Here is a 24,371-nt window from a genome sequence, read left to right as displayed (position 1 = left end):
CTGCAGGCAGACCGGTCTCAGGACAACACCTTAGCCGGGTCGGCAGCGGCCCTGGCCGGCGACCAGATCACCAAAACCATGGCCGTCACACACGCCAGCCCGGCCACTGCCATGGCCAACTGGAAGCCACCGGCCATAGCTGCCCTCAGCACGCTCTCCAGGGCAACTGGAGCATCGGGCACCACCTGCAGGGCAACAGCGCCCCCCGCCATCTCACCGGCGCCGTTCTTTGGGCATAAAAAAACCCGGACAATGCCCGGGTTTTTTTAGCTCGGGGCGCTTACAGCTTGCCTTGCGAGGCCAGCAGCTTGCGCTCGTGCGTCAGGCCTTTCAGCAGCCCCCAGGTCATCGCCAGGAGGATCAGCGTAAATGGCAGGCCTGCGGTGATGGCGGTTGCCTGAATAGCCCCGAGGGCATCTGCACCGCCGCCGAAGATCAGAGCCGCTGCAATGGCACCTTCCATGATGACCCAGAACACGCGCTGGGCCGTCGGTGCATCGGTCTTGCCGCCAGCGGTGATGCTGTCGATGACCAGCGAACCGGAGTCAGATGAGGTCACGAAGAACACCAATACCAGCACAATGCCGATGAAGGAGGTGATCGCGGTCAGCGGCAGGTTCTCCAGCATCTGGAACATGGCCAGCGGCACTTCCGTCAGGCCGTTGGCTGCCAGCGAACCGATACCGTTCTGGATCTGATCCAGGGCGCTGCCACCGAAGGCACTCATCCAGAACACAGTAATCACCGTCGGGATGATCAGCACCGCGGTCACGAATTCGCGAACGGTACGACCCTTGGACACCCGGGCGATGAACATGCCAACGAACGGTGACCAGGAAATCCACCAGGCCCAGTAGAATACGGTCCAGCCATGGAACCAGGTCTCATCTTCACGACCGAACGGATTACTCAGCGGCATGATGTTCGCCACATACGTGGACGACGTCACCCACAGCGTCTCGATGATGGTCATGGTCGGACCGGCGAAGATGATGAAGAACAGCAACAAGGCTGCCAGGCCCATGTTGATGTTACTGAGCACCTTCACACCACCGTCCAGGCCACGCAGAACAGACAGCAGCGCCACCAGTGTTACCCCGGTAATGATGGTCATCTGCACGCCGATACCGCTGGAGATACCGAACAGGTAATCCATACCGGAGGCCGCCTGTTGAGCACCGAAGCCCAAAGACGTGGCCAGGCCGAAAATGGTGGCCAGCACAGCCAGGATATCAATCAGGTGACCTGGCCAGCCCCAGACGCGATCACGCAGCAGCGGGAAGAACGCGGAGCGGATCGTCAGTGGCATGCCCTTGTTGAAGGCAAAGAACGCCAGTGACAACGCCACGATCGCGTAGATCGCCCAGGGATGCAGACCCCAGTGGTACATGGTGGCACCCATGGCCATCCGCGCACCCTCTTCGCTGTTGGCCTCAGCGCCCAGCGGCGTGCCGTACCAGTCGGTGTAATAGGCCACCGGCTCGGCAACAGCCCAGAACATCAAACCAATGCCCATACCTGCGGCAAACAGCATGGCAAACCACGACATGGTCGAGAATTCCGGCTTGGCATCCTGACCGCCCAGGCGGATCTTACCCACCGGCATGAAGATCAGGGCCAGACAGACCACAACAAAGATGTTCGCACTGATCAGAAAGAACCAGTCGAAGGTATTGATGGCCCCCCACTTGGCGCCATCCAGCAGTTCCTTGGATTCGGCCGGGAAGATCAGGGTGCCCACCACGAACAGCACAACCAGAACGGCTGCGATCGGGAAAACCGGTGCGTGGAGGTCAAGACCCAAAGGATTGATGTTGTCCTGACCTACCACGTAGTCGGTTTGGTACTCGTCTTTGACTACGTCTCCCACGAATGGAGTCTCCTATTTCGTGTTTGTGTCGACTTGGGAGCCCATAAACAACTCCTGAAGCGTCTCAACCAGCCAGCAAAACGCCGACTGGTCCGGGTGCGGAGCCTCCCGCTCAAACCCGATGGCAGACGCCCTGCGCGGCAGAGGAGATCCAGGAGTAATTCAGGGACTCCGGCGAGTCCATGATTTACAAAGTTGTAACGCGGCGGATTTTATTCTTTTGACGTCAAAATATCAAAAGACTCCATACGCGCTATCCCTTAGCTCTAAGCGTAGTTCAATTTCCTGAGCTGAGCCCGAAGCGCTAAAACCCTTGCTCAACGGGGGCCAAACGATCAAAAATCGAGCAAACAAAAACCGCAAATGAACAGGAAAAGGACTCCAGTGAGAACCAGAGTAGGCGCTCCCCCATGGCAGACTGATTACACCACTAATGATTAACCCCGATTTTTGGCAGGTCTTTCTGGCGACAGGATAACCACCAGGCCGGGAATCGGCCGTTTGCAGCATCAATTGCCACAAAACCTGTTTCTTTTTCAAAAAGGCTAGTGTAGTATTCGCTCCCGCTAAGCCATTGGGAGTTGTCAAAAACTTCCTGGCACCAGCTCACAGAAAGCCCGGCTTTCTGCTCAGAGTCTGGAAGCGTCTCGGGGCGTAGCGCAGCCTGGTAGCGCACCTGTATGGGGTGCAGGTGGTCGCAGGTTCAAATCCTGCCGTCCCGACCAAATACCTCAAGAAAGGCAGTCACTTACGGGTGGCTGCCTTTTTTCGTTTTTGGGCCAAGCAAAATAAAAGCAAAACATATGCAAAACCCTGCCCCGCCCTCTCTTGCCTGATTGCGCCACCCGGTGACAGAGTGCTGTCATTCAGACAGCGTGAGAGCCAGAACGGCAGTTACCCCAGTCAACAAGCCTCGCATATTGACGCCTCCCGGTGTTTTATTGGATCTCAGCTGTTTATACGTTTTGGTTATCTGATCTTCCAAGGATACCCAGAGCCCCTCCCCTTATAAGCCATGCCAGAACTTGGGTGAGCCGCACTTCAGCTACCGCTAAACCAAGAGCCTCACGGCCTGTCCAGGTTCGCCTCTAGCCGGGCAACAAGCCGGATAGCTCCTGTATCAAAACCCACATGGCACTTATCTCCTTCTTCAGGGTCTGATCCTGTTCACCAACACCCGATCAAGCCGAGTAATTCAGGTAACATTGCACCATGAAAAACAATTCCAAGAACGGTAACGACACGCCCACGGTTCGGGCGGACATGAATGGGGGGCAGGCGATTGATCTGCCCGGAATTCGCGGTCGCATGGAGCGTCTGGAGTTTGCCAGTGGCCTGGTGCTCTACCGCATGGAATACGAGGCCCTGGAGGATTGCTCGGTGCAGGTCCAGAACAGCTTCAGCGAACCCTGGCTGGGGTCGGCCATGCACCTGCAGGGACACTCGGAGCTGTCCTACCCCAACGGCAAGACCTTTACCCTGACACCCGATTCCGCCCTGCTGATGCGTGTGGACCCTTCCGGCAGCCTTTTTAACCTTTTCAAGGGTCAGCTCATCCGCCATGTCGGCGTGGCATCGACACAGGCGCCCCTGAAGGCCCGGTTTGGCGGCGAGCTGCCGGAACGGCTCGCCCTGTTCGGTGACAAAGACTTTGGTGATTTTCAGCTCGGCCAATCGTTCTCACCCAGCAAGCGCCTGCGACAACTGGGGGGCAACCTCTTCGACCAGCATGCACGGGGCAGCGCCCGACTGTTAAAACTGGAGGGCATTGCCAATCTTTTTCTGGCGGAGATCATTGAGCTTTTCTGCGACGAGGTGAGTACAGACGACCGCATCATCGTCTGGGAAGCCCAGGCCCTGGCGGATGTCATCACGCACATCGAGACACATCTGGACAGCCCGCTATCCATTGCCAGCCTGGCAGACCAGGCCGGCATGTCCGAAAACCGCCTGGATCAACTCTTTCGCCAGAAATTCCAGCAAAGCTGTGCCGAGTATGTTCGCAACGAGAGGATGGTGGCCGCCAACCGTTGGCTGGCAAGTGGCGAGCTGGCCGTGAAAGACGTTGCGGGCATGGTCGGCTACAACCACGTCAGTAATTTTTCCCGCGCCTACCGCGCCCGCTTTGGTGAGACCCCGGCCAGAACCCTACGGCGAGCAACTACCGGTGCCGACTAGCACCAGTGCTCCGTCTGGCCGACCGAACCGGACACTGATGAGCCTACGCCAATAACTGCGACCGTAGCAGACTCACCACGGCTGCGACCAACGGGTCCTGATCACGACTGGCCAGCCAGGTGAACAGGACCTTTGCGGACTCGGTGGCGGGACAAAGCACATCCAGTTCGCCGGCCTGCTGACCCAGCCGGGTGGACTCGCCGTGGAGCAGGCCAATCCCCACTCCGCTGGCGATCAGGGCTCGGGTGTGGCGTTCACGATCCACACTGATGATCTTTCTGGGCCGGATGCCGTGCGCTTCAAACAACGCCTCGGCTGTTCGGCCGCAGCAGGTTCTGGCATTCGGCAGCACCCAGGTGAAGGCTTCCAGTGCTTTCCAGTCCAGCACCTCCGGCTTCTCAAGCAGCCCCGACGATGCCACCAGATAGATGGAAAAGTCTTCCACCTCCAGGGCGGAGAACCCGGGCTCCCGGTTGCCGGTCTCATTGTAGAAGCCCGCATCCAACAGGCCATGGCGAATGTCCTGCTGAACCTGGGTGGAGTACCTCAGGGAAACGTCGAGCTCCGGAAAGTGCTCCGTCACGCTTTTTACAAGCTCGCCAACCCGACTGGTGTTGGTGTCACCACTGGCCCCGAGGCGCAGCTGCCCGATCAACTGGCCCCGAATCCGGCTGGCCTCGGACATCAACGTCTGGTGGGCCGCCATCACTTCGTGGGCCCGCTGCAACAGACGCTCGCCGGCCGGGGTGATTTCCATACCGCGGGGTGTCCGGGCGAAGATGGGCACGCCGAGGCTGTCCTCAATCGCCTTGATGTGAGCACTGACGGCCGGCTGGCTGAGATACAGCTGCTCCGACGCCCGGGTGATGCTTCCCTCCCTGGCCACCACCACCAGGGTTCGCAATTGATGTATTTCCAAGTGTCATGCCTCGCCGTTCAGAGCCTGCCCAATAGATACCACCAAACCAGATCCAGCGGCAGCAGAATCACCACGGTGATCGCAAACAGCGCCAGACACAACCGGCTCAGCACCGCCAGAGATACATACCCCATCTGCACCGCGGCCAGCAATGGTGGCGCCTGATAAGGCAGCAGCACACTGGAGAAGGCCAACACCTGGGTCATCAGTACGGTCGCCAGCGCCAGCCCGCTGGTGTTGGCCAGCTCCTGGCTGATCGGCGTCAGTATCAGTGGAATTCCCGGCAGGTTGGTGACCATGCCAACCAGCGAGGACACCAGGGCCAGCAGCGCCACATTGGCCACCGGCTGGTCGCTGTTCAGTGGCACATGGTCGGCGATGGCATCCATCACCAGTTGCCCGACACCTACTTCTGCCATCACCGCGCCCAGCCCGATGATCGCCGCCACGAAGAACAGCGCGCCATACTGCACTTTCTGGTTCAGGGTGTCCTTACCGACCAGCCCAACGCCGGGAAACAGGCAATAAAGCGCCACTCCCAAGCCGATCCAGCCAGGCGCAATATGGTGCCAGCCATCGCTCATCCACAGCGCCAGGCAAACCACCATCACCACAGCCATGTGCCGACCCTGCCGGCTCAGGGGCTCCGTCACCAACGAGTCGGCCCGCTGCCGCGGAGGATCGGCCGGAAACCACCACAGGATCAGCAACAGAGCCGCCAGGGCTTTCAGCAGGCCCAACACCGGCAGATGCAGCACCAGATAGTCCAGGTAGGCAAGTTCGGCGCCGTAGAGAGTTTCCGACATGCCGGAAAGAATCATGTTGGGGACATTGGCCGGCAGGATCGTAAAGCCGGGAAAGAACACCGCCACCAGCGCCGCCAGCGACATCCCGGTATGGCCATTGCTACCTGGCTCGTACCCCAGGTGGTCCGCCAGCGCCAGCACCAGCGGCATCAACAGCACCATCCGTCCCATCGACGACGGCATCACGAAGCACAGCGCGATGCCGAACCCCAGCGTCGCCGCCAGCACCGATCCATAGCTCTGCCCCATACAGCGGGCGAGCAGCGACGCCAGGCGTTTGCCCAGGCCGGTGTAGTTCAGCGCGGCACCGATCACCATGCCACTGAACAGCAGCCAGAACGTGGACGAGCGGAAACCGGCAAACACCGCCTCCGTTGGCGCCACCTGGGTCAGCACCGCCAGCAGCATGAACACCAACGCGGCCCAATAGTCGGGTATCGCACCGGTGGCCCAGCTGCCGATGCAGAACACCGTCAGGCCTGCCACCACGGCCACATCCCAGGCCAGGTACTGATGGCCCAGGCCCCACAGGACCACCGCCGCCAGGATTATCAGCAACACCTGGCCATGCTGCCCCGGCCAGTACTTCGTTAACACCCCCACCATCGCACTCTCCCAAACCGGACCATACCGGCTATCAATACACCCGGGAGATGCGCCGATCTCCCGCCTGAGTCATTGGATAACGACAATGGCAAACCGTGCTGAAACGGTCCAATCGTAAGATCTGAGGTCTGGTATCAGGGTTCGTGAGGGCGGCGGCAATCGGCGGTCAGTACTCGACCAATGGCTGATGCCCAAAGCGCCACTGGTCATATATTGGTCACCATACGGTCATAACCCTCAGGCAGATTAGGCCAGACTTGGACCCTTAAGGAGCCGGTGGCAAATGGATGCTTGGAACCCGGAGTTAAAGGCGCTCTATCACCAAAGGCTGCTGACGCCAGCCGACGCCGTGCTGCAGATTGCAGACTGTCGCAACCTGATTCTGGGCATGAGCGCGGCCCAACCGCCCGCCCTGATGGCGGCTGCCGCCGATGCCCTCAAGGATCGGCTGATCGGCCCCCTCGCGCTCTATTACCTGCACGGGACCGACGCCTTACGCCGCAGCCTGCTGATACCGGAGCTCGCTGACCGGCTCACCCCAAGACCGCTGTTCCTGAGCCCGGCAGACCGGGACGCCATGGCCCAGTCCGCCTCCCCCAACTGGGTGGAATTCGTTCCCGCCATGCTGCATCAGGTTGGGCGGCTACTGACCGAGCACATCGAACCGGACTGCTTCTTCGTGACGGTGTCGCCAATGGACCGCCATGGTTACTTCAGCCTTGGCACCAACGCGGATTACGGCGCGTCGGTCATCCGCAAGGCCCGCAAGGTGGTGGTGGAGGTGAATCGCCAGATGCCACGGACGTTCGGAGAATGCTCGGTCCACATCTCCGAGATCGACCATATTGTGGAGCACGACCATCCGCTGGTGGAGGCCACCCCAAACCCGCCGACCGACGTGGACCTGCGCATCGCCGACCGGATCGTCGAGCGTATTGAAGATGGCGACACCCTCCAGATCGGGGTTGGTGGTGTTCCCAACGCGGTGCTCGCCAAGCTGGCCAATCACCGCGATCTGGGCCTGCACAGCGAACTGTTCTCACCGGCGATGATGCCGTTGATCCAGTCCGGCGTCATGAACGGTCGTCGTAAGACCTGGATGCAACACAAACATGTGTTCACCTTTGCCCTGGGGGACCGGGCGCTCTACGACTTCCTCGACGACAACCCCGCCATCGTCGGTTATCCAGCGTCCTGGGTGAACAACCCGGACATCATCCGCCTCAACGACAACATGGTCTCCATCAACTCCGCGCTGGAGATTGACCTCACTGGCCAGATCAATTCCGAACAGCTCGGCGATCGCCCCTTCTCTGGTGCCGGTGGCCAGCTGGACTTTGTTCGCGGTGCCTACTCCGCCCGCAACGGCCGCTCCTTTGTCGCTCTGCGTTCAACCGCCCAGTCCGGCCGGCTCAGTCGGGTGGTGCCGCGTTTGCGCGGGGGCACTGTGACCGATCCACGCAACGACGTGCATTTCGTGGTGACCGAACACGGCTGCGTCAATTTAAAGGGGCTGTCGATTCCCCAGCGGGCCCGGGCACTGATTAACCTGGCGGCACCGGAATTTCGGCAAAGCCTGGAAAACGAGGCCGCCTCAATGGGGCTGCTTTGATCCAGGACAAAAAACAACCAGCCAGTTTCTAGTTCAATTCTTGTACACACAGGGAGGTAAGCAATGACGACCCGCAACAACTCACGCATTGCATTGGTCACCGGCGGCACCCGGGGCATTGGCGAGGCCATCTGCCGGGCGCTGGCGACCGATGGTTATCAGGTGGTGACGACCTACCGCAACGAGGAACGGGAACCGGACGCCCGGGACTGGCAGGCACGCATGGCGGATGACGGTCTGGAGATCGACCTGGTGAAGACGGACATCGCCGACGCCGACAGTTGCGAGCACGCGGCCAGCGAACTGCTGGAACGCTACGGTCGCCTGGATGTGCTGGTGAACAACGCCGGTATCACCCGGGATGCAGTGATGAAGAAAATGCCACTGGAGAGCTGGCACGATGTCATCCACACCAACCTGGACGGCGTCTTCCACGTCACCCGCTGTTTCCTCGACACCCTGCTGGCCCAGGGCTATGGCCGCATCATCAATATCTCCTCCGTCAACGCCCAGAAGGGGCAGTTTGGCCAGGTCAACTATTCCGCGGCCAAAGCGGGCATCCACGGATTCACCAAGGCACTGGCCCAGGAAACTGCGCGCAGGGGCATTACCGTGAACACGGTATCTCCCGGCTATGTGGAAACCGACATGGTGCGGGCTATCGACGAGAAGATCCGCGAGCAGATCAAAGCCCAGATCCCCGTTGGCCGCTTCGGTCAACCGGAGGAAATTGCCCGGCTGGTGACGTTCCTGGCGGACGAGCAATCGTCTTTCATCACCGGGGCCGATCTTTCCATCAACGGCGGCATGTTCATGCACTGAGCAGACACCGCCGGTAACGACCGAGCCTGTTGCTGTGTACAGGCGCATGCACGACGAACCCAACCGAAAAGGTAGCAAGCGATGTTCACTGACTCATTCAAGTTTTCCTCCGAACCGATGACCCGCGTCAACAAGCTGATGATGGACACCTGCGAAGGCGTTGTTGAAGCCCAGATGGCAAGCCTGAAGGGCTACCTGGGGCTGATTGAGGAGCAGACCCGGGCTGCGGCCTCGATTCGTGACGCCGATGGCGTCAAAGGCTTCATTGAGAGCCAGCCCGAGCGCTTCAACCAGCTGGTCAACCGGGTGTCCGAGGACTTCCAGCAACTCAGCAAAGTGGCCGAGGACTTCCGCAACGAAGCCAGCCAGCTGTTCCAGGAGTCCGTCGCCAGCAATGCCGAAGACACTGCCGAGGCCAAGCCAGAGGCGCCCGCCAAGACTGCCCAGAAGAAAACGGCAACGCCTGCCAGCTAGTCGGTCCGCAATACGGCCAACCGCCACCGGGCTTCCCCGGTGGCATTTCTATGCTCCTGCCCCAGAGGTCCCCGATGGAATCCCTGACCAAGTTCGCGAAAGACTACGTTCGTCATGCCTCCGCCCTGCTGAAACTGTCCCAGGATACGGTCGCCCGTACCCTCAACCCGGCCAAACTCTCCACCCCGGACAGCTCCTTTGTTCAGGATGTCAGCAGCAGCCTCTCCGCCGCCTTTCGCGAGGCCATCATCGATCCGTCAAAACTCATGCAGGACAACGCCGATCTGGCGATGAAATACTGGCAGCTCACCCAGAACGTGGCGCTGACCGCACTGCGCCAGCCCACAGACCCGGTGGTTGCGCCCCAGCGCAGCGACCACCGGTTCGATGACGAGGCCTGGCAACGCAACCCCTTCTATTACGCCATCGCCCAGAGCTATCTGATCAACGCCGAGTACCTCGACAAGCTGACGGACGATCTCGATGGCCTCAGCGACGCCAACCGCCGTCAGCTCACCTTCCTGGTGCGCCAGTTCGTCAACGCCCTCGCCCCCACCAACTTCTTCATCACCAACCCGGAAGCGGTACGCAAATGCCGTCAGACCTGGGGCCTGAGTGTGGTACAGGGGCTGGAGAACTTTTACCGCGACATCATCCGCAGCCGTCAGTTGCTCAACGTTTCAATGACCGACGAGAAGGCATTCAAGGTAGGCGAGAACATAGCCACCACGCCGGGCAAAGTGGTGTACCAGAACCGCCTGTTCCAGTTGATCCAGTACCAGCCAAGTACCGACACCGTTCACAAGACGCCGTTGCTGGTGGTGCCGCCGTTCATCAACAAGTACTACATCATGGACCTGGCGCAGAAGAACTCGCTGGTGCGCTGGCTGGTGGCCCAGGGCCACACGGTGTTCATGATTTCCTGGGTGAACCCGGACGAGTCCTACCGCGACACCAGTTTTGAGGACTATGTTCAGGAAGGCGTGCTGGAAGCCATGAACGCGGTGGAGAAAGCCACCGGTGAGCGTCAGCTCAACACCATCGGCTACTGCGTTGGCGGCACCCTGCTGGCCACGACGCTCGCCCATCTGAAGAAAGCCGGTGACGACCGGGTGAAATCCTCCACGTTCTTCGCCACCCTGCTGGATTTCAGTGATCCGGGCGAGATCGGGGTCTACCTCAACCAGCGGGTGGTTCAGGCCCTGGAGAATTACATCGACAAGATCGGCTACTACGACGGCCGCTTCATTGCCCTGAGCTTCTCCTCGCTGAAGGAGAACAACCTGATCTGGTCCTACTTCGTCAACAACTACCTCAAGGGTGAGCCACCGCTGCCGTTTGATCTGCTGTACTGGAACTCGGACTCCACCAACCTGCCGGCCACCATGTACAAGTACTACCTGCGGGAAATGTACATCAACAACCGCCTGCGTGAGCCCAATGCCCTCACCATCGCCGGCACTCCCATCGACCTGGCCAGCGTCGACACCCCGTCGATGTTCGTGTCCGCCCAGCAGGACCACATCGCCCTGTGGAAATCCACTTACGCCGGTTACCGCCTGTTCAGCGGCGAGAAACACTTCGTACTGGGACAGTCCGGCCACATTGCCGGCATCATCAACCCGCCGGAACCGGGCAAGTACGGTTACTATGTCAACAACATCAACAACGTCAACAACGATGAAAACGGCGACGAGGCCGAAACCGCCGAGGACTGGTTCGAAGGCAGCGAGCATCACCAGGGCTCCTGGTGGCCCCACTGGCAATCCTGGGTCAGCCGCTTCCAGGGCGAGGACGTGGCACCGCGGCTGCCCGGTGACGGGGAACTGGAGGTCGTTGAGGACGCCCCCGGGCACTACGTCCAGAAGCGACTGGTCTGATCCAGACGCCGGCCCATGACCTCCCTGACCTCATAAATAGCTCATAGATAACTCATAGATTGAGGCCATGGGCCGGCCGGACGCCCCTCTGGGCCCTGGCTGCAACTTGCGGTAGCATGCCAGCGATCAAACCACCCACACTGGAAAAGGATTTTCACAGTGATTGCCTACCGGCCCCTGACCCTCGCCGTCACCCTGGCGACTCTGGTCGGTTGCGCCCAGCAACCGCCAACCCCCGCTGCCACGCCAACAATCGAGCCCGTGCCCGACCTGGTTGCAGCCCTGGAAACCACCCCCTACCAGGTCACAGACAACGGCCGTACCCCGCTGGTTCGGGGTCTGCAGTCACCGCCGGGAAGCGATGCCCGGGCACTGGCAGAGCGCCTGCTGGCGGAGAGTTCAACCACCGCAATCGCCCTGCTCCGCCAGATCAGCCAGCGACAGCTGAAGGCCGGTGAACTGGACCAGTACCTGGCGCAGCAGCGCTTCTACATCGACGTTCCCATCGATGAGCAGGGCCACACCCTGCTCAGCAGCCTGGCCGCCGGCTATGGCTTCCAGGACCACCTTCAGGTGCTGCTGGATCATGGTGCCAGTCCGCAGACCCGCTTCGGCGATGACAAGTTGACTCCGCTGATGCAGGCGATTCGTTTCGGCAGCCTCGCCAATGCCCGGTTGCTGATTGCAGGTGGTGCCGGCGTCAACGACGCAAGCGCCAAAGGGCTTACCCCCCTGCACCTGACAGCGAGCCCGGAATTGAGCGGTCAGCGCGCTTCCGACCTGGCGCTGATCCAGCTGCTGGTTCAGGCCGGCGCCAAGCTCGATGCCAATGCCCCTTCCGGCGTCACCGCCCTGCAGCTCGCGGTGCTCAACGATCGCCCCCGGGTTGTCGACGCGCTTTTGGCCGCCGGCGCCAACCCCGACATCCGCGATGACCAGGGCAGAACTCCGTTGCACAATGCCATCCGGCTTGACCGGCCACACCTGCGGGACCAGCTACTAGCGGCCGGCGCCAATCCCGACATCGCAACTGACCGGCTCTGGACACCGCTAATGACGGCAGTCGACAGGGGTGACCTGGCCACGACACAGGCACTACTGGCCGCCGGCAGCACTCCGGATCTGCAGACCGATGACGGCGCAACGGCACTTCACCTGACCGCCGATACCAGCTGCCTGAGCGGCCTTGAAAATGACCCCGAACTGGCCCGACGGCTGATTGCTGCAGGCGCTAGCCTGGACATCCGCAACCACAAAGGCACCACCCCGCTGTACTGGTCGATTGCCAATGACCGGCCACACGTGAGAGAGCAGTTACTCGCCGCGGGGGCCAATCCGGACATCGGCACGCACGATAACTGGACGCCCCTCCATGAGGCGGTGTTCTGGGGCCGGGAGGCTGCCGCCATCGCCCTGATTGAGGCCGGGGCAAACCTCGAGACCACATTCGAGAACGGCTGGACACCGTTGCACTACACCACCAACACCCTGGAGCACGGCAATCGGAAGTACGACCGTCTGTTGGCGCAACAACTGATTCAGGCAGGTGCCAACCTGAACCCGCGCAACAGCGATGGCTTCACGCCACTGGCCCTGGCGATCATCAATGAGCGGGCGAATATGCGCGACGTCCTGCTGGCCGCCGGGGCCGATCCCGGCGTTGACGACAATAATGGCTGGGCACCACTGGGCCTTGCCGCCTACTACGGCCAGGTGACCTCAGTGGAGAAACTGCTGGCCGTGGGCGCCGATGCCAACCAGCGGGACGACCTTGGCCGCAGCGTTCTCCAGCAAGCCGTCACCAACAAGGAACCTGACGACAGGTCGGCACCAGCACGCATCACACGATTGCTGATCGAGGCCGGGGCCGATCCCAACCTGCCGGCGGACAACGGCTTGTCCCCCCTGTTCATGGCGGTGATGAATGACTTTCCAGAGGTACGCGATCAGCTGCTTGAAGCGGATGCCAACCCCAACGCGACCATGATTGACGTCGGCTCGCTGCTGGGACGGGCAACGTCTCACGGCAAACGCGAATCCGTCCAGAAACTGCTGGCGGCCGGGGTCAATCTGGCCCCCGACGAGAGCAGTGGCCGAACCGCGCTCCACATTGCTGCCTTCACCCACCACGCCGACCTCATACAACCGTTGATCGACGCGGGCCTCGATATCGATGCCCAGGACCATGAAGGCAAAACCCCGCTCTTTCTGGCCACCCACCATGCCGGTGCGACCCGGACCCTGCTGGCAGCCAGTGCCGACCCCAACATTCCCACCAGGGCTGGCTGGACCCCGCTGCTCTACGCGGTTCTCAATGGCCGCCATGAACCCGCCGCCATATTGCTGGATCACGGCGCGGACCCCAACGCGAAGGTCACCGCAACCGGTGATACCAGCCTCCATCTGATTGCCAGGGTGACTCTGGAATGGTACCGCGAACATCAGAAAGATCCGGACCTGATCAGAAACCTGGTGGCCGCGGGCGCCGATCCCGACAGTCGCAATGTCGATGGCAATACTGCGCTTATCCTCGCCGTCCGCAACACCCGCCCCAAACTGGTCGCCGCCCTGCTCGAACAGGGAGCCAACACCGGCATCACCAACAATGCCGGCAGCACCGCCGCTGATGAAGCGGTGCGGGTGGGTGCCGAGGACTGTCTGGCACTGCTTCGGGAGCAGCAACCCGTCGCCCAACGGTAGCCGGTGACAAACGACAAAGCCGCCCCGTGGGGCGGCTTGGCAGAACCGTCAGACGTTAAGCGCGGTCGGCGCTAGGCGCCTGCGGTTCGCGCATCGGCAAGGCTGTCGTCATCGAGGCTGTGCTCAGCATCGAGCACCAGCGCCAGCTCCTCTTCGGCAGTGCCGGCCACCCGCTGGTGACGACCGTAAAGGGCGTAGTACAGCGCGCCAACCACAAACAGCACCAGGGTGTAGTTGAAGGCCCGGGGGTCAAAGGCGTAGACCCCGGTCATCGCCACCAGCGACAGCACCAGGGCCAGACCGGAGGTGAAGACTCCACCCGGTGTCCGGTACGGCCGCGCCAGGTCCGGCTGCCGCAACCGCAGCAGGATGTGGCTGAGCGCCATCAGCGCGTAGGACAGGGTCGCCCCCACCACCGCCATACCCAGGATCAGATCCCCCTCACCGCTCAGCGACACCAGGAACCCGAAGATCCCCGGCACCACCAACGCCCACACCGGAGCCTTGCGCTCACTGGTCAGGGACAGGAAGCGTGGCAGGTAGCCCGCCCGGGACAGCGCGAACACCAGTCGGCTGTAACCATAGATGATGGAGAAGAACGACGCGATCAGACCGGCCAGCCCCAGCACATTGATCACCGTGGCCAGAGAGCCGCTACCCGTGGCCTTGAGGGCATCCACCAGGGGCACCCCACTGGCACCAATCATTTCAGCACCGGCCGCACCGGCCAGCAGGATCACCACCAGCAGTGCGGTGCCCAGCAGGAACACCATGGCGCCGATGATGCCCCGGGGCATATCCCGCGCCGGGTCCTTGGCTTCCTCCGCCGCCAGTGGCACACCTTCCACCGCCAGGAACAACCACATGGCGAAGGGCAGCGCCGCCCAGACCCCGTACCAGCCGAATGGCAGGATTTCACTGGCACCGGCCGCGGCCGATGGCGCAATGTCGAACAGGTTGGCGGAGTCGAAATCCCCCACCAACGCCACCGCGGTGGCCAGGATGGCAAACACCGCCAGCCCGCTGATCACCATCATGACCTTGAGCGCCTCGCCCACGCCCGCCAGGTGAATGCCGACAAAGATGGCGTAGAACAGGGCGTAGACCCAGGGGCCGTTGATGCCAAGCAATTCTTCCACCGCTGCGCCAATGAAGATCACGATGGCGGCAGGCGCCAGAGCATACTCGATGAGCACCGCCAGTCCGGTGAGGTAACCCCCGGCCGGTCCCATGGCGTGACGGGCAAAGCTGTAGCCCCCGCCAGCGGCCGGAATCGCCGCCGACATCTCAGCCAGCGCCAACACCAGGGCAAAATACATCGTTGCCATCAACGCCATGGCAACGGCAAAACCGCCCCAGCCGGCCTCGCCAATCCCGAAGTTCCAGCCGGCAAAGTCGCCGGAAATCACATAGGACACCCCCAGACCAGCCAGCAGTATCCAGCCGGCGGTGCCTTTCTTGAGCTGGCGCTTGGCCAGGTAGTCGTTATCAACCGTGTTTGTCATGCAGTCACTCCACAAGTCGTTATGATTGGCCGTCGTTGGTCAGGAAGTTCTTGTTGTTGGTGGAAGAGTCGATCACAACCTCGCCGGTACGATCCTTGAGGCCGACGCCGGACAGGCCCAGACGATGGGCCTCCCGCAGCAGGTAGATCAGTCGTTCGCTGGCCTGGTCGAAGCTGAGCCCCGCCGGCCGCACATTGGAGATGCAATTGCGGCTGGCGTCCGTCAGCCCGGGTTTCGGATTCCAGGTCAGGTAGATCCCGACGCTGTCCGGGGAGCTCAGGCCGGGGCGTTCGCCGATCAGCACCACCACCGCCCGCGCCGACAGCAACTGGCCGATGTCGTCGCCAATGGCAACCCGTCCCTGCTGCACCACCGTCAGCGGCGCCAGACGCCAGTCCGGTTCGGTCTGGCCCAGAACATCGAGAAAGCAGGCCAGAAATGGCGCCACATTGGCCTGGATCGCGGACGAGGACAGGCCATCCACCACCACCAGCGCCAGGTCGGCTCCGTTGGCGCTGGCCCGGTCCGCCAGCCGCTCCCGCGATGCGTCATCCAGACGCCGCCCCAGATCCGGCCGCTGCAGGTACTGGAATCGGTCCACAGCCTGGCTGTGCAGCAGCACCGGTTCGCCGGGTTCGGTCAGTCCGGGCAGCGACGCCAGGTCGCCGGTCAGGCGGTCAATGTCCAGCGGCAGGTGGACGGCGTCCCGGGCCCGTGCGTGGGCCAGCTGGAACTCCAGCAGTTGCTGGGTTGGCAGGCTGATCCCGGCGCGGCCCAGGCCGATGCGGGCGTCGGTGTAACGGCGCAGGTGATGCCAGGGATTGGTGACCACCGGGGAGGGATGTTGATCAGCCACGGCGCACCTCCCCGTCCAGCGCCGCGAGGCGGCGGCCGAACATCGGTGGGATCGCCGCACTGGGCTCATGGCGCCGGACATCGTCGAAGATCCCCATGCGCTCGAGCCAGTGTTCAAACTCCGGCGCCGGACGCAGATCCAGGGCCCGGCGGGCGTAGAGGGCATCGTGGAAAGAGGTGGTCTGGTAATTGAGCATGATGTCGTCCGAGCCCGGAATGCCCATGATGAAGGTACACCCGGCCACGCCCAGCAGCGTCAGCAGGTTGTCCATATCGTTCTGGTCCGCCTCGGCGTGGTTGGTGTAACAGATGTCGCAGCCCATGGGTACGCCCAGCAGCTTGGCGCAGAAGTGGTCCTCCAGCCCGGCCCGGATGATCTCCTTGCCATCAAACAGGTACTCCGGCCCGATGAAGCCCACCACGGTGTTCACCAGCAGTGGGCTGAACTCCCGCGCCACCGCGTAGGCCCGGGTCTCGCAGGTCTGCTGATCCAGGCCATGGTGGGCATTGGCGGACAGCGAACTGCCCTGCCCGGTTTCGAAATACATCACGTTCTCGCCGACGGTCCCCCGCCCCAGGGACAGGGCCGCGTCCTGGGCCTCTCTCAGGGTGGCCAGGCTGAAGCCGAAACTTTCGTTAGTGGCCTGGGTACCGCCAATGGATTGAAACACCAGATCCACCGGTGCGCCCTGCTCCACCGCTTCCAGGGTGTTGGTGACGTGGGTCAGTACGCAGGACTGGGTGGGGATGTCGTATTGCTGGATCACCTCGTCCATCAGCCGCATCAGCTTGATCGCCTGAGCCACGTTGTCGGTGGCCGGGTTGATGCCGATGACCGCATCGCCGTTGCCATACAGCAGACCGTCGAGAATGCTGGCGGCGATGCCGGTTTCATCGTCGGTGGGATGGTTGGGCTGGAGCCGGGTCGAGAGGTGGCCGGGGCGACCGATGGTGTTACGGAAGGCGGTTTCAACCCGGCACTTGCGGGCGACCAGGATCAGGTCCTGGTTGCGCATCAGTTTGCTGACGGCCGCCACCATCTCCGGGGTCAACCCCGGTCGCAGACCGGTCAGCGCCTCGCTGGAGGCCAGGTCACTCAACAGCCAGTTGCGGAAGTCACCCACGGTCAGGTGTTCGACGGCCTGGAACGCCAGGGGGTCGTGGCGATCGAGGATCAGTCGGGTGACTTCATCGTCCTCATAGGGAATCAGCGCTTCAGACAGGAACCGCTTCAGCGGTACCTCCGCCAGACACATCTGAGCGACCACGCGCTCTTCGGCGGAATCGGCAATCACACCGGCCAGGCGATCTCCGGACCGCGCCGGCGTCGCCTTGGCCATCAACTCCGCCAGGTTGCGAAAACGCCAGGTTCGGGGCCCCAGCGTGTAGACATAGCGACTGCTCATCGGAACTCCTGTGACATCGCGCCCGCCGCAGCGGGAATGGATCTTGCTCAGTCACTTCACTGTAATGACGACAGCACGCAGGAGTTATCGAATTTTGGCAAACCCGAGGGCAATGGCCGGCCGCATGGCTTCATCAATGGACTCGTGGCTGGGCGCCGCTCCAGCCGCAGATTCAGGCACGGGGCCAGACGACGCGGTTGTCAGCGAGGGTCCAGGCAAAGAGTGGCGAAAAACACCATCCGCATCCAAGCTGGTAGAGATCTCCAACCACAGGGAGCCAGCGGTGCACGACAACAACAACCAGTGCGCACCAAGGCGGTGCACAATGTTAAGCCAGGATGCCCACAGACAGGCCAGGTACCTCAGTCGATGGCATCAGGAATACGACCAGATCAGCCCCGGCCACTTTCACGGCCGGATTGACGAACTGCACCTGGGCGACCTCCAGGTGTATCGGGAAAGCACCAGCCAGGCACTGCGCCAGCAATGCCAGGTCTGGTCCGACAGTCTGTGGATCGGTATCCCCAGCCAACACGCGGAATGCCGCATCAATGGCCAGGCTCTGGGCCGGAACGATCTGTTCTGCCGCCCAGGAGACACCCTGTTTGAGCTGGTAACACCGCCCGAACAGGAAATCCTCGGGCTGGTGGTACCGAGGCAGGCGCTCCAGGCCGTGGCCGAAGCCCAGGGCATCGCGCTATCGCCGGCCATCCTCGAGCACCAGCCCCGGCTGACCCTGCCCCACAACACCCGGCAGCAGCTGAGCTATCTGATTCGTCGCCTGTCCTGCGCCGACACCAGTCAATTCAGTGGCCGTATCCACCGGGATCTGCTGCTGACCGCGCTGCTGGAGGTTCTGGCCCAGGACACGCCAACACCGTCGGTGGCGCCCAGCTATCGTCATCGCCGTACCGTGGTGGACACCATCAAGGCCTATATGGACAGCCATGACGAAGGGCCACTGACGGTTACCGAACTGTGCAAGGTCGCCTGCGTCAGCCGTCGTACCCTGCAATACAGTTTTGAGAGCATTCTCGGCATCAGCCCGGTGCAGTTCCTGCGGGTCACCCGGCTGAACCGGGTAAAGCGGCGGTTAACCGCCCCGGATACCACCACCGTCTCCGACGCCGCTGCCAGCCAGGGCTTCTATCACCTGAGCCAGTTCGCCGCCGACTACAAGCAGCTGTTCGGCGAGACTCCGTCAACCACCCTTCGCAACCGCGCGATCCCCGCCTGACGCATCGGGGGCACCGCGCCCCCGCTGCTCTCCCCGCACCTATCCTCTGCACCGCTCCCCGGCCCGGTTTTACCCGTACCAAAGGCCGCCTCACTGGAAAGTGATTGAGGACCTCAAGCGTCCATTGCAACCATCACAACAAGGAATATAGTTATTCCTGCAAGTTACAAAAACAGAAAACGGATAGAGAGGACCACCATGCGATATTCGACACACCTGCTGTTGGCAGGTGCCCTGTCGGCGCTGGCTTGCAGCCCGGCCCTGGCCCAGGGAGATGCAGCCAGGGGCCAGCAATGGGCCAGCCAGGGCGACGGCAGCGGCGCCCCCTGCCTGGCCTGCCACGGTGCCAATGGCGAGGGCAACGACGCCGGCGGTTTCCCCCGCCTGGCGGGTCTGGACGCCGACTACCTGACCAAACAGATGCTGGACTACCGTTCCGGTGCCCGCGTCAGCCCGATCATGCAACCCAATGTGGACAGCTTCAGCGAAGCACAGATCCGCGACCTCGCAGCCTACTACGCCGGCCTGCCCAGTCGCTCGGTTACCGTCACCGGTACCGTCAGTGACGAGCTGCTGGCACTGGGTGAGACGCTTGCCAACAACGGTGACTGGGACAGCTACATTCCCCCCTGCGCCACCTGCCATGGCCCCGGCAATCGCGGCGTCGGCGCCAGCTTCCCGGCGCTGGCGGGGCAGAGCCCCAACTATCTCAGTCAGCAACTGAAAGCCTGGCAGAGCGGTCAGCGCCATAACGACCCCAACCAGTTGATGGCGGCCGTCGCTACCCGACTGAGCGATCAGCAGATCGAAGCGGTGGCGGCGTACCTAGGTCGCCTCAACGCCAGCGACGACGGGGAGATCAAACCATGAACAGTCTGCGCTACACCACCGCTGTCACCGCCATGGTGCTGAGTTTGACAACGCCACTGGCCGCACAGACCGAGGTTCCGGTCAACCTGCCCACCTACGAGGAAGGCAAGTACGTCCACCAGGCTCCCACCGTCGAAGACCTGATGGCCGATGAGAGTCTGCATCCGGAGCTGCGGGAGGTGATCCTCAAGGGCCGGGACATGTTCCTCAACACCCAGCAGTTCCGCGGCGAGTACGTCTTCAACGACATGACCTGCAAGTCCTGCCACATGGGCGAGGGCCGAATGAACTGGTCCGGACCGGTCTGGCCGGCGGTCACCACCCTGCCGGACTTCCGTGGCAAGAATCGGCACGTCAACTCGGTGGAGGAACGCATCGCTGGCTGCTTCGCCTATTCCATGAACGGCCAACCGCCAGCCTATGGCAGCGACGACATGCTGGCCATGGTGGCCTATCACCAATGGCTTGCCCGCTCCGCACCGGTGTACGAACGCAACATTGCCGGCCGGGGGTTCAGCCATCTGGGTCGGGAACGTCCGGAACTGGACTATGGGCGTGGCCGTGAGGTGTATGAACAACAGTGCGCGGTGTGTCATGGCGACGATGGCCAGGGCCAGCACAAGGATGGCCAGGTGGTGTTTCCACCACTGTGGGGAGACGATTCCTACAACTGGGGCGCGGGGATGACCCGCATCTTCACTGCGGCGTCGTTCATCAAGAACAACATGCCACTGGGCAAGCCCGGCTCACTGTCAGACGACGACGCCTGGCAGGTGGCCAACTACATCAACTCCCAGGAACGCCCACAGGACCCACGCTATACCGGCGATGTCCGTGAAACCCGGGAGCAGTTCTACAACTTCCACCAACACACCAACTATGGCACCGAGGTGAATGGCCAGTTACTGGGAGACCATGACAACACCGGCCACAAACCCTTCCTGAAACCCGACAACCTGCGGCCACGTACTTTCGAGTGAGACCGCCGGACTGCCCCAATCGGGGCAGTCACCGGTTTTTTACCGCAGTTGAGCCATGAGCCGCCGGGCCTATTGCAGGGTCAGCGGCTTGTTGGCGGCGCGGCGCTCCTGCTGCCACTGTTCCAGTGTCTGCGCCGCTTCCAGCCCGCCGATCGAGTCCACCACTTCGAAGAAGTCGCTGCGCATGTCATCAACCACCACCTGTTCCCGGGGTTTGCTGCGCACCACGTAAACGGTCTGCAGGTTCTGGTGATCAAAGTCACGCCACTGCTGGGTATCCTTGAGCAGGCTGTAGCTGTGCCCCTCCAACTCCCGGATCAGGGCGTCGGTGCGGGTGGTACCGGCACGTTCCACCGCATCCTTGTACTGATAGACAATGCTGTAGGCGGTCGCTGCGGTTGACGACGGACGCAGGTCGAACTGATTGCTGAAGGACTCGACGAAGGCCTGGCCGCGGGCAAAGTCGAACTGGTAAGGAATCATCCACTCCCACGGCGTGGTGGCAATGACGCCTTCCATGATGGTGGCTCCCACTTTCTTTGCCATCCCCAGGGTGATGTTGGGGACCACAATCTGCATCCGCTCCTTCAGTCCCATTTCATGAACCAGGCGCAGTGCCCGAACCATGTCGTCGCCAAACAGCACCAGCACCAACACCGTGGCATCACTGGCTGCCGCCTGCTCAAGTGCCGCGCTGAAGTCACTGATGAAGGCATCGGGGAAAGGGGTCAGTGCGCGGCCATGATCCTGAACGTTCTCCGTATTCGTGAACCGGCGCACGGACTCTTCGGTGGACCAGCCCCAGATGTAGTCTGCGGTGAGGTAGAAGTACTCGTCGCTGGCGAAGTTGGCCTTCAGGTACTTGCCAAGAGCGCTGGCGGTCATCCAGGCGTTGGGATACTCCCGGAACATGTGAGTATGCCCTTCGCTTCCGGTGGTGGCGTTGGAGGAGGTCTGGGCACCGAAGTAGATTCGACCGCGGTCACGGGCCACCTTACCGGATGCGATGGTCACCGCGCTGGAGGAGCCACCAAACACCATGTCGACGCCTTCGTCGTCAATCAATTCGGCGGTATTGGCTGCGCCCCGCTCGGGGTCACCGGTGGTGTTGCGAATAATCAGTTCGACAGGACGGCCCATGATGCCGCCGGTGTTGTTGATCTCCTCAACCGCCAGGAAAGCGCCCAACCGCTGCTGCAATCCCTGATCTTTATAGCGGCCGGTCTGGGGGTAGTTGAGGCCTAGCTTGATACTGTCCGCCATCAACTGGAAGCTGCTGAGCAACAGCACAGCTCCCAGGAACAACAGGCGTGTCCGGTTCATAGGCTGAATTCTCCTTATTAGCCTGTACCGGTCTTGTGCCGCTAGAACCTTCCTGACGCGGTGGGCGCTCCTGCACCCCTGACATCGTCCAGAGAGCCTGTTGGAGACCGGTACCATTTCTTGGATTTGTTGTGGGACCGAATAGTCTCAGTTTAAGGAGCCTAGGCTCCTTGAGGGCACATATAATCAATCAAACCAACAAGGTAGGCATGGTAATTATTGTTACCATATGTAAGAAGGCTAACAAACGCACAAAGGCTGGTGAATTTGGGCCTTTGTGCGTGTCTGTTAAGGTCAATCCGACTGCTCGGTGGATTGGCTGAGCCGGAACTGGGCGATGGTCTGACGCAGGGTCTCCGCCATGGACAGCAGGTTTCCGGCAATCTGCGCAGTTTGCTGGGCGTCGTACGAGGTCTGCTCGGCAGAACGGCTGATCTCGATCACGTTGTGGTTGATGGACTCCGACACCTCACTTTGCTCATTGGCGGCACTCTCCATCTCCTGGTTGAGATCGGTGATCTCCCGCACCGCCGCAGCAATGCTCTGCAGCTCCGCTTCCACCTTCAGAATCGCATCGACCTGATGCCCCGCCATTTCCGAGGCGTGACGCATGGTGGCAACGCAGTCGACCACTTCGCCCTTGAGGCTGTCGATGGTGGCGCGAATGTCGCCGGTGGAGTCCTGGGTCCGCGATGCCAGGGCCCGCACCTCTTCCGCCACCACCGAGAAGCCACGGCCCTGTTCACCGGCCCGGGCGGCCTCAATAGCGGCGTTGAGGGCCAGCAGGTTGGTCTGGTCGGCAATGGTGGATATCACTTCCAGCATGTCGTTCATGCGGCTGGTGCGCTCATCCAGCTCCTCAATACGCTGGGCGCCGGCCTGCACTTCGCCGTTCAGAGCCTGTATGCCTTCCACCGCGGTACGGGCCAGACGCTCGCCAGTGTTGGCGGATTCGGCGGTGTCCGACGACTTGCGGGCGGTGTTGATGGCATTTTCCCGCACCTGTACCGCAGACGCCGCCATCTCGGTGGTGGCACTGGCAACCTGGTCGGTGTTGTCTTTCTGCGCCAGCACCTCCCGCTCGGTGGTGTCGGATTTCTCCGCGATACTGCGAGCCGCTTCTTCCACCTGACGGGCGTTGTCCAATACCGTGTGCATGCTGTCACGAATGCGGGTCATCATGCGGTTGAAGGACTGTGACACCAGGCCAATCTCATCGTTGCGGGTAACGTCCAGTTCGATGGTGAGATCGGAGTTGGAGGAAATCTCGTCCATCCGGTCCCGCAACCGACGCAACCGGGAGAACACCAAACGCCCCAGCACCAGCGTGGTCAGGGCGAAGGCGCCCACGAAAATCAACACCTGAATGCTGCCACTGGTGAGCAGTTGCTGGTTCAGTCGGGCATCACTTTCGGCCAGCGAGTAGTCCACCCGGATCGCCCCCAGCACATCGCCGTCCTGGGCCTGGTGACAGCCCAGGCAGTTCACACCCTGGTAATTCTCCCGGGCGATCACCGGTTCGATCAGGGTGTAGATCCGGCCCTGATCGTTGCTGGAGTACTCTTCCACCCGCTCTCCGGCCAGGGCCCGTTCACCCAGTTCTCCGCGCTGCTGCTCCGCCTTGGTACCGGCCCCGTACATGGCATTGAGCTGATCGCTGCGGATCACCCGCACGTCCAGCACGTCCTCCGAGGCCATGGCCTTCTCCCGCAACATTGCCCGATTACCAATGGTGCCGGTCACCATCATGGTGTTGAGGGCATCAAAGTAGGACTTGGCCAGGCCGTCCACGTAGCGATGGGTGTAATCCTCCAGGTGGGCACGCTGAGCCTGGGCGCTGTACAGCACCGTGAAGACCAGCACCAGGGAGAACGCCACCGCCAGGGCGGCAAGCAGGAGAAAACGGATGGAATAGTGTTTTTTCATGGTGACCCATTAGCCTGTCCGCCAGTTCCGGGCGGCGTGGTGATTATTGTAAGCGCTCGCCTCTCATCGATTTTTTGGGCGACCTACTAAACATAGACGGCGTTATGACGAAAAACTTTATAGATATGCGTCAATTTTCAACCTGATATAGATCAGGTCAAGGGCAGGCAAATGTCAGATATTGCAAAACCTTGCGCGGCCGAGCCAAAAAAGGTCTGAAACAGGAGGGGAAGTAACGCAAAGAAAAAGGCGGGGACTGTCGTCACCCGCCTCAGACTGCTGACAAACCCTCGCCATGGCAGCGGGGGTTTGTTGTAATTGGGGTCAGCGACTTTCCAGAGGCTGCCCCATGCTCAAAGAGCCCTCCCCACAACAACACGAACTCGAGATGGTCTGTCTCGA

18 protein-coding genes and 1 tRNA gene are annotated in these 24,371 nt (G+C 61.6%); 10 read left to right on the top strand and 9 right to left on the bottom strand.

Translation table 11 applies throughout. The features are described from left to right. Nucleotides 1-17 precede the first annotated feature (17 nt). Together MLD24_RS07510 and MLD24_RS07505 are read right to left on the bottom strand one after the other, a co-directional pair. Nucleotides 18-212 carry a hypothetical protein gene (locus MLD24_RS07510; RefSeq protein ID WP_248165799.1) on the bottom strand — a complete coding sequence of 65 codons (195 nt, stop codon included), beginning with the start codon at nucleotides 210-212 and terminating at the stop codon, nucleotides 18-20. 68 nt (nucleotides 213-280) lie between these two features. Continuing rightward, on the bottom strand, nucleotides 281-1,870 hold the full coding sequence (locus MLD24_RS07505; protein WP_227175377.1) for a BCCT family transporter: 1,590 nt from the start codon (nucleotides 1,868-1,870) through the stop codon (nucleotides 281-283). A 648-nt stretch (nucleotides 1,871-2,518) separates the two neighbouring features. On the opposite strand from MLD24_RS07505, the gene MLD24_RS07500 reads away from it, so the two are divergent. Then, nucleotides 2,519-2,595 (top strand) — tRNA-Pro (locus tag MLD24_RS07500). A gap of 487 nt (nucleotides 2,596-3,082) precedes the next feature. Beyond that, entirely contained in the window at nucleotides 3,083-4,048 is a 966-nt protein-coding gene (locus MLD24_RS07495) for an AraC family transcriptional regulator (RefSeq protein ID WP_248165798.1), read from the top strand. A 43-nt stretch (nucleotides 4,049-4,091) separates the two neighbouring features. Here the strand turns inward: MLD24_RS07495 and MLD24_RS07490 are convergent, their stop codons facing one another. Further along, entirely contained in the window at nucleotides 4,092-4,967 is an 876-nt protein-coding gene (locus MLD24_RS07490) for a LysR family transcriptional regulator (protein ID WP_248165797.1), read from the bottom strand. Between the two features lie 17 nt (nucleotides 4,968-4,984). Further along, nucleotides 4,985-6,379: an SLC13 family permease gene (locus tag MLD24_RS07485; RefSeq protein WP_248165795.1), complete on the bottom strand. Its 1,395-nt coding sequence runs from the start codon at nucleotides 6,377-6,379 to the stop codon at nucleotides 4,985-4,987. Between the two features lie 283 nt (nucleotides 6,380-6,662). Between MLD24_RS07485 and MLD24_RS07480 the strand changes: the two genes are divergently transcribed. The 5 genes from MLD24_RS07480 to MLD24_RS07460 all read left to right on the top strand — a co-directional run bounded on the left by MLD24_RS07480 (nucleotide 6,663) and on the right by MLD24_RS07460 (nucleotide 13,867). Continuing rightward, entirely contained in the window at nucleotides 6,663-7,991 is a 1,329-nt protein-coding gene (locus tag MLD24_RS07480) for an acetyl-CoA hydrolase/transferase family protein (RefSeq protein WP_248165793.1), read from the top strand. A gap of 63 nt (nucleotides 7,992-8,054) precedes the next feature. Continuing rightward, nucleotides 8,055-8,813 carry an acetoacetyl-CoA reductase gene (phbB, locus tag MLD24_RS07475; protein ID WP_248165791.1) on the top strand — a complete coding sequence of 253 codons (759 nt, stop codon included), beginning with the start codon at nucleotides 8,055-8,057 and terminating at the stop codon, nucleotides 8,811-8,813. Nucleotides 8,814-8,894: 81 nt separating this feature from the next. After that, complete coding sequence (locus MLD24_RS07470) at nucleotides 8,895-9,287, top strand: phasin family protein (protein WP_248165789.1); 393 nt, start codon at nucleotides 8,895-8,897, stop codon at nucleotides 9,285-9,287. A gap of 74 nt (nucleotides 9,288-9,361) precedes the next feature. Further along, entirely contained in the window at nucleotides 9,362-11,167 is a 1,806-nt protein-coding gene (gene phaC, locus MLD24_RS07465) for a class I poly(R)-hydroxyalkanoic acid synthase (RefSeq protein WP_248165787.1), read from the top strand. Nucleotides 11,168-11,326: 159 nt separating this feature from the next. Next, nucleotides 11,327-13,867 carry an ankyrin repeat domain-containing protein gene (locus MLD24_RS07460; RefSeq protein ID WP_248165785.1) on the top strand — a complete coding sequence of 847 codons (2,541 nt, stop codon included), beginning with the start codon at nucleotides 11,327-11,329 and terminating at the stop codon, nucleotides 13,865-13,867. A gap of 71 nt (nucleotides 13,868-13,938) precedes the next feature. Here the strand turns inward: MLD24_RS07460 and eat are convergent, their stop codons facing one another. The 3 genes from eat to MLD24_RS07445 are packed head-to-tail and all read right to left on the bottom strand — an operon-like array spanning nucleotide 13,939 to nucleotide 17,633. After that, entirely contained in the window at nucleotides 13,939-15,372 is a 1,434-nt protein-coding gene (eat, locus tag MLD24_RS07455) for an ethanolamine permease (protein WP_248165783.1), read from the bottom strand. 19 nt (nucleotides 15,373-15,391) lie between these two features. After that, complete coding sequence (gene eutC, locus MLD24_RS07450) at nucleotides 15,392-16,228, bottom strand: ethanolamine ammonia-lyase subunit EutC (RefSeq protein WP_248165781.1); 837 nt, start codon at nucleotides 16,226-16,228, stop codon at nucleotides 15,392-15,394. Next, entirely contained in the window at nucleotides 16,221-17,633 is a 1,413-nt protein-coding gene (locus MLD24_RS07445) for an ethanolamine ammonia-lyase subunit EutB (RefSeq protein WP_248165779.1), read from the bottom strand. Before MLD24_RS07445 ends, eutC begins: the two co-directional genes overlap by 8 nt. Nucleotides 17,634-17,958: 325 nt before the next feature. Here MLD24_RS07445 and MLD24_RS07440 point away from each other — a divergent pair, with 325 nt between their 5' ends. From MLD24_RS07440 to MLD24_RS07430, 3 genes are all read left to right on the top strand, one after another. Continuing rightward, a complete protein-coding gene (locus tag MLD24_RS07440) occupies nucleotides 17,959-18,870 on the top strand; it encodes a helix-turn-helix domain-containing protein (RefSeq protein WP_227175361.1) in 912 nt (303 codons plus the stop codon). A gap of 198 nt (nucleotides 18,871-19,068) precedes the next feature. Beyond that, entirely contained in the window at nucleotides 19,069-19,740 is a 672-nt protein-coding gene (locus tag MLD24_RS07435) for a c-type cytochrome (RefSeq protein ID WP_248165777.1), read from the top strand. Further along, nucleotides 19,737-20,720 carry a c-type cytochrome gene (locus MLD24_RS07430; RefSeq protein ID WP_248165775.1) on the top strand — a complete coding sequence of 328 codons (984 nt, stop codon included), beginning with the start codon at nucleotides 19,737-19,739 and terminating at the stop codon, nucleotides 20,718-20,720. The genes MLD24_RS07435 and MLD24_RS07430 overlap by 4 nt, the downstream gene beginning before the upstream one ends. Before the next feature lie 69 nt (nucleotides 20,721-20,789). Here the strand turns inward: MLD24_RS07430 and MLD24_RS07425 are convergent, their stop codons facing one another. Both MLD24_RS07425 and MLD24_RS07420 read right to left on the bottom strand, forming a co-directional pair. Beyond that, on the bottom strand, nucleotides 20,790-22,043 hold the full coding sequence (locus MLD24_RS07425) for an ABC transporter substrate-binding protein (RefSeq protein ID WP_248165772.1): 1,254 nt from the start codon (nucleotides 22,041-22,043) through the stop codon (nucleotides 20,790-20,792). Between the two features lie 294 nt (nucleotides 22,044-22,337). Next, nucleotides 22,338-23,969, bottom strand: coding sequence for a methyl-accepting chemotaxis protein (locus MLD24_RS07420; RefSeq protein ID WP_248165770.1), 1,632 nt, complete (start codon nucleotides 23,967-23,969; stop codon nucleotides 22,338-22,340). Nucleotides 23,970-24,371 lie beyond the last annotated feature (402 nt).

It is taken from the genome of Marinobacter xestospongiae, assembly GCF_023156385.1.
Classification (GTDB): domain Bacteria; phylum Pseudomonadota; class Gammaproteobacteria; order Pseudomonadales; family Oleiphilaceae; genus Marinobacter; species Marinobacter xestospongiae.
Note: the sequence above shows the minus strand (reverse complement) of the source record. Positions and strands in the feature narration are given on the sequence as shown.

Excerpts from the sequence above, each read along its gene's own strand:
- MLD24_RS07510 (WP_248165799.1), bottom strand. The coding sequence starts at position 212 with ATGGCGGGGGGCGCTGTTGCCCTGCAGGTGGTGCCCGATGCTCCAGTT.
- MLD24_RS07495 (WP_248165798.1), top strand. The coding sequence starts at position 3,083 with ATGAAAAACAATTCCAAGAACGGTAACGACACGCCCACGGTTCGGGCG.
- MLD24_RS07485 (WP_248165795.1), bottom strand. The coding sequence starts at position 6,379 with ATGGTGGGGGTGTTAACGAAGTACTGGCCGGGGCAGCATGGCCAGGTG.
- MLD24_RS07480 (WP_248165793.1), top strand. The coding sequence starts at position 6,663 with ATGGATGCTTGGAACCCGGAGTTAAAGGCGCTCTATCACCAAAGGCTG.
- phbB (WP_248165791.1), top strand. The coding sequence starts at position 8,055 with ATGACGACCCGCAACAACTCACGCATTGCATTGGTCACCGGCGGCACC.
- MLD24_RS07470 (WP_248165789.1), top strand. The coding sequence starts at position 8,895 with ATGTTCACTGACTCATTCAAGTTTTCCTCCGAACCGATGACCCGCGTC.
- phaC (WP_248165787.1), top strand. The coding sequence starts at position 9,362 with ATGGAATCCCTGACCAAGTTCGCGAAAGACTACGTTCGTCATGCCTCC.
- eat (WP_248165783.1), bottom strand. The coding sequence starts at position 15,372 with ATGACAAACACGGTTGATAACGACTACCTGGCCAAGCGCCAGCTCAAG.
- MLD24_RS07445 (WP_248165779.1), bottom strand. The coding sequence starts at position 17,633 with ATGAGCAGTCGCTATGTCTACACGCTGGGGCCCCGAACCTGGCGTTTT.
- MLD24_RS07440 (WP_227175361.1), top strand. The coding sequence starts at position 17,959 with ATGTTAAGCCAGGATGCCCACAGACAGGCCAGGTACCTCAGTCGATGG.
- MLD24_RS07435 (WP_248165777.1), top strand. The coding sequence starts at position 19,069 with ATGCGATATTCGACACACCTGCTGTTGGCAGGTGCCCTGTCGGCGCTG.
- MLD24_RS07430 (WP_248165775.1), top strand. The coding sequence starts at position 19,737 with ATGAACAGTCTGCGCTACACCACCGCTGTCACCGCCATGGTGCTGAGT.
- MLD24_RS07425 (WP_248165772.1), bottom strand. The coding sequence starts at position 22,043 with ATGAACCGGACACGCCTGTTGTTCCTGGGAGCTGTGCTGTTGCTCAGC.
- MLD24_RS07420 (WP_248165770.1), bottom strand. The coding sequence starts at position 23,969 with ATGAAAAAACACTATTCCATCCGTTTTCTCCTGCTTGCCGCCCTGGCG.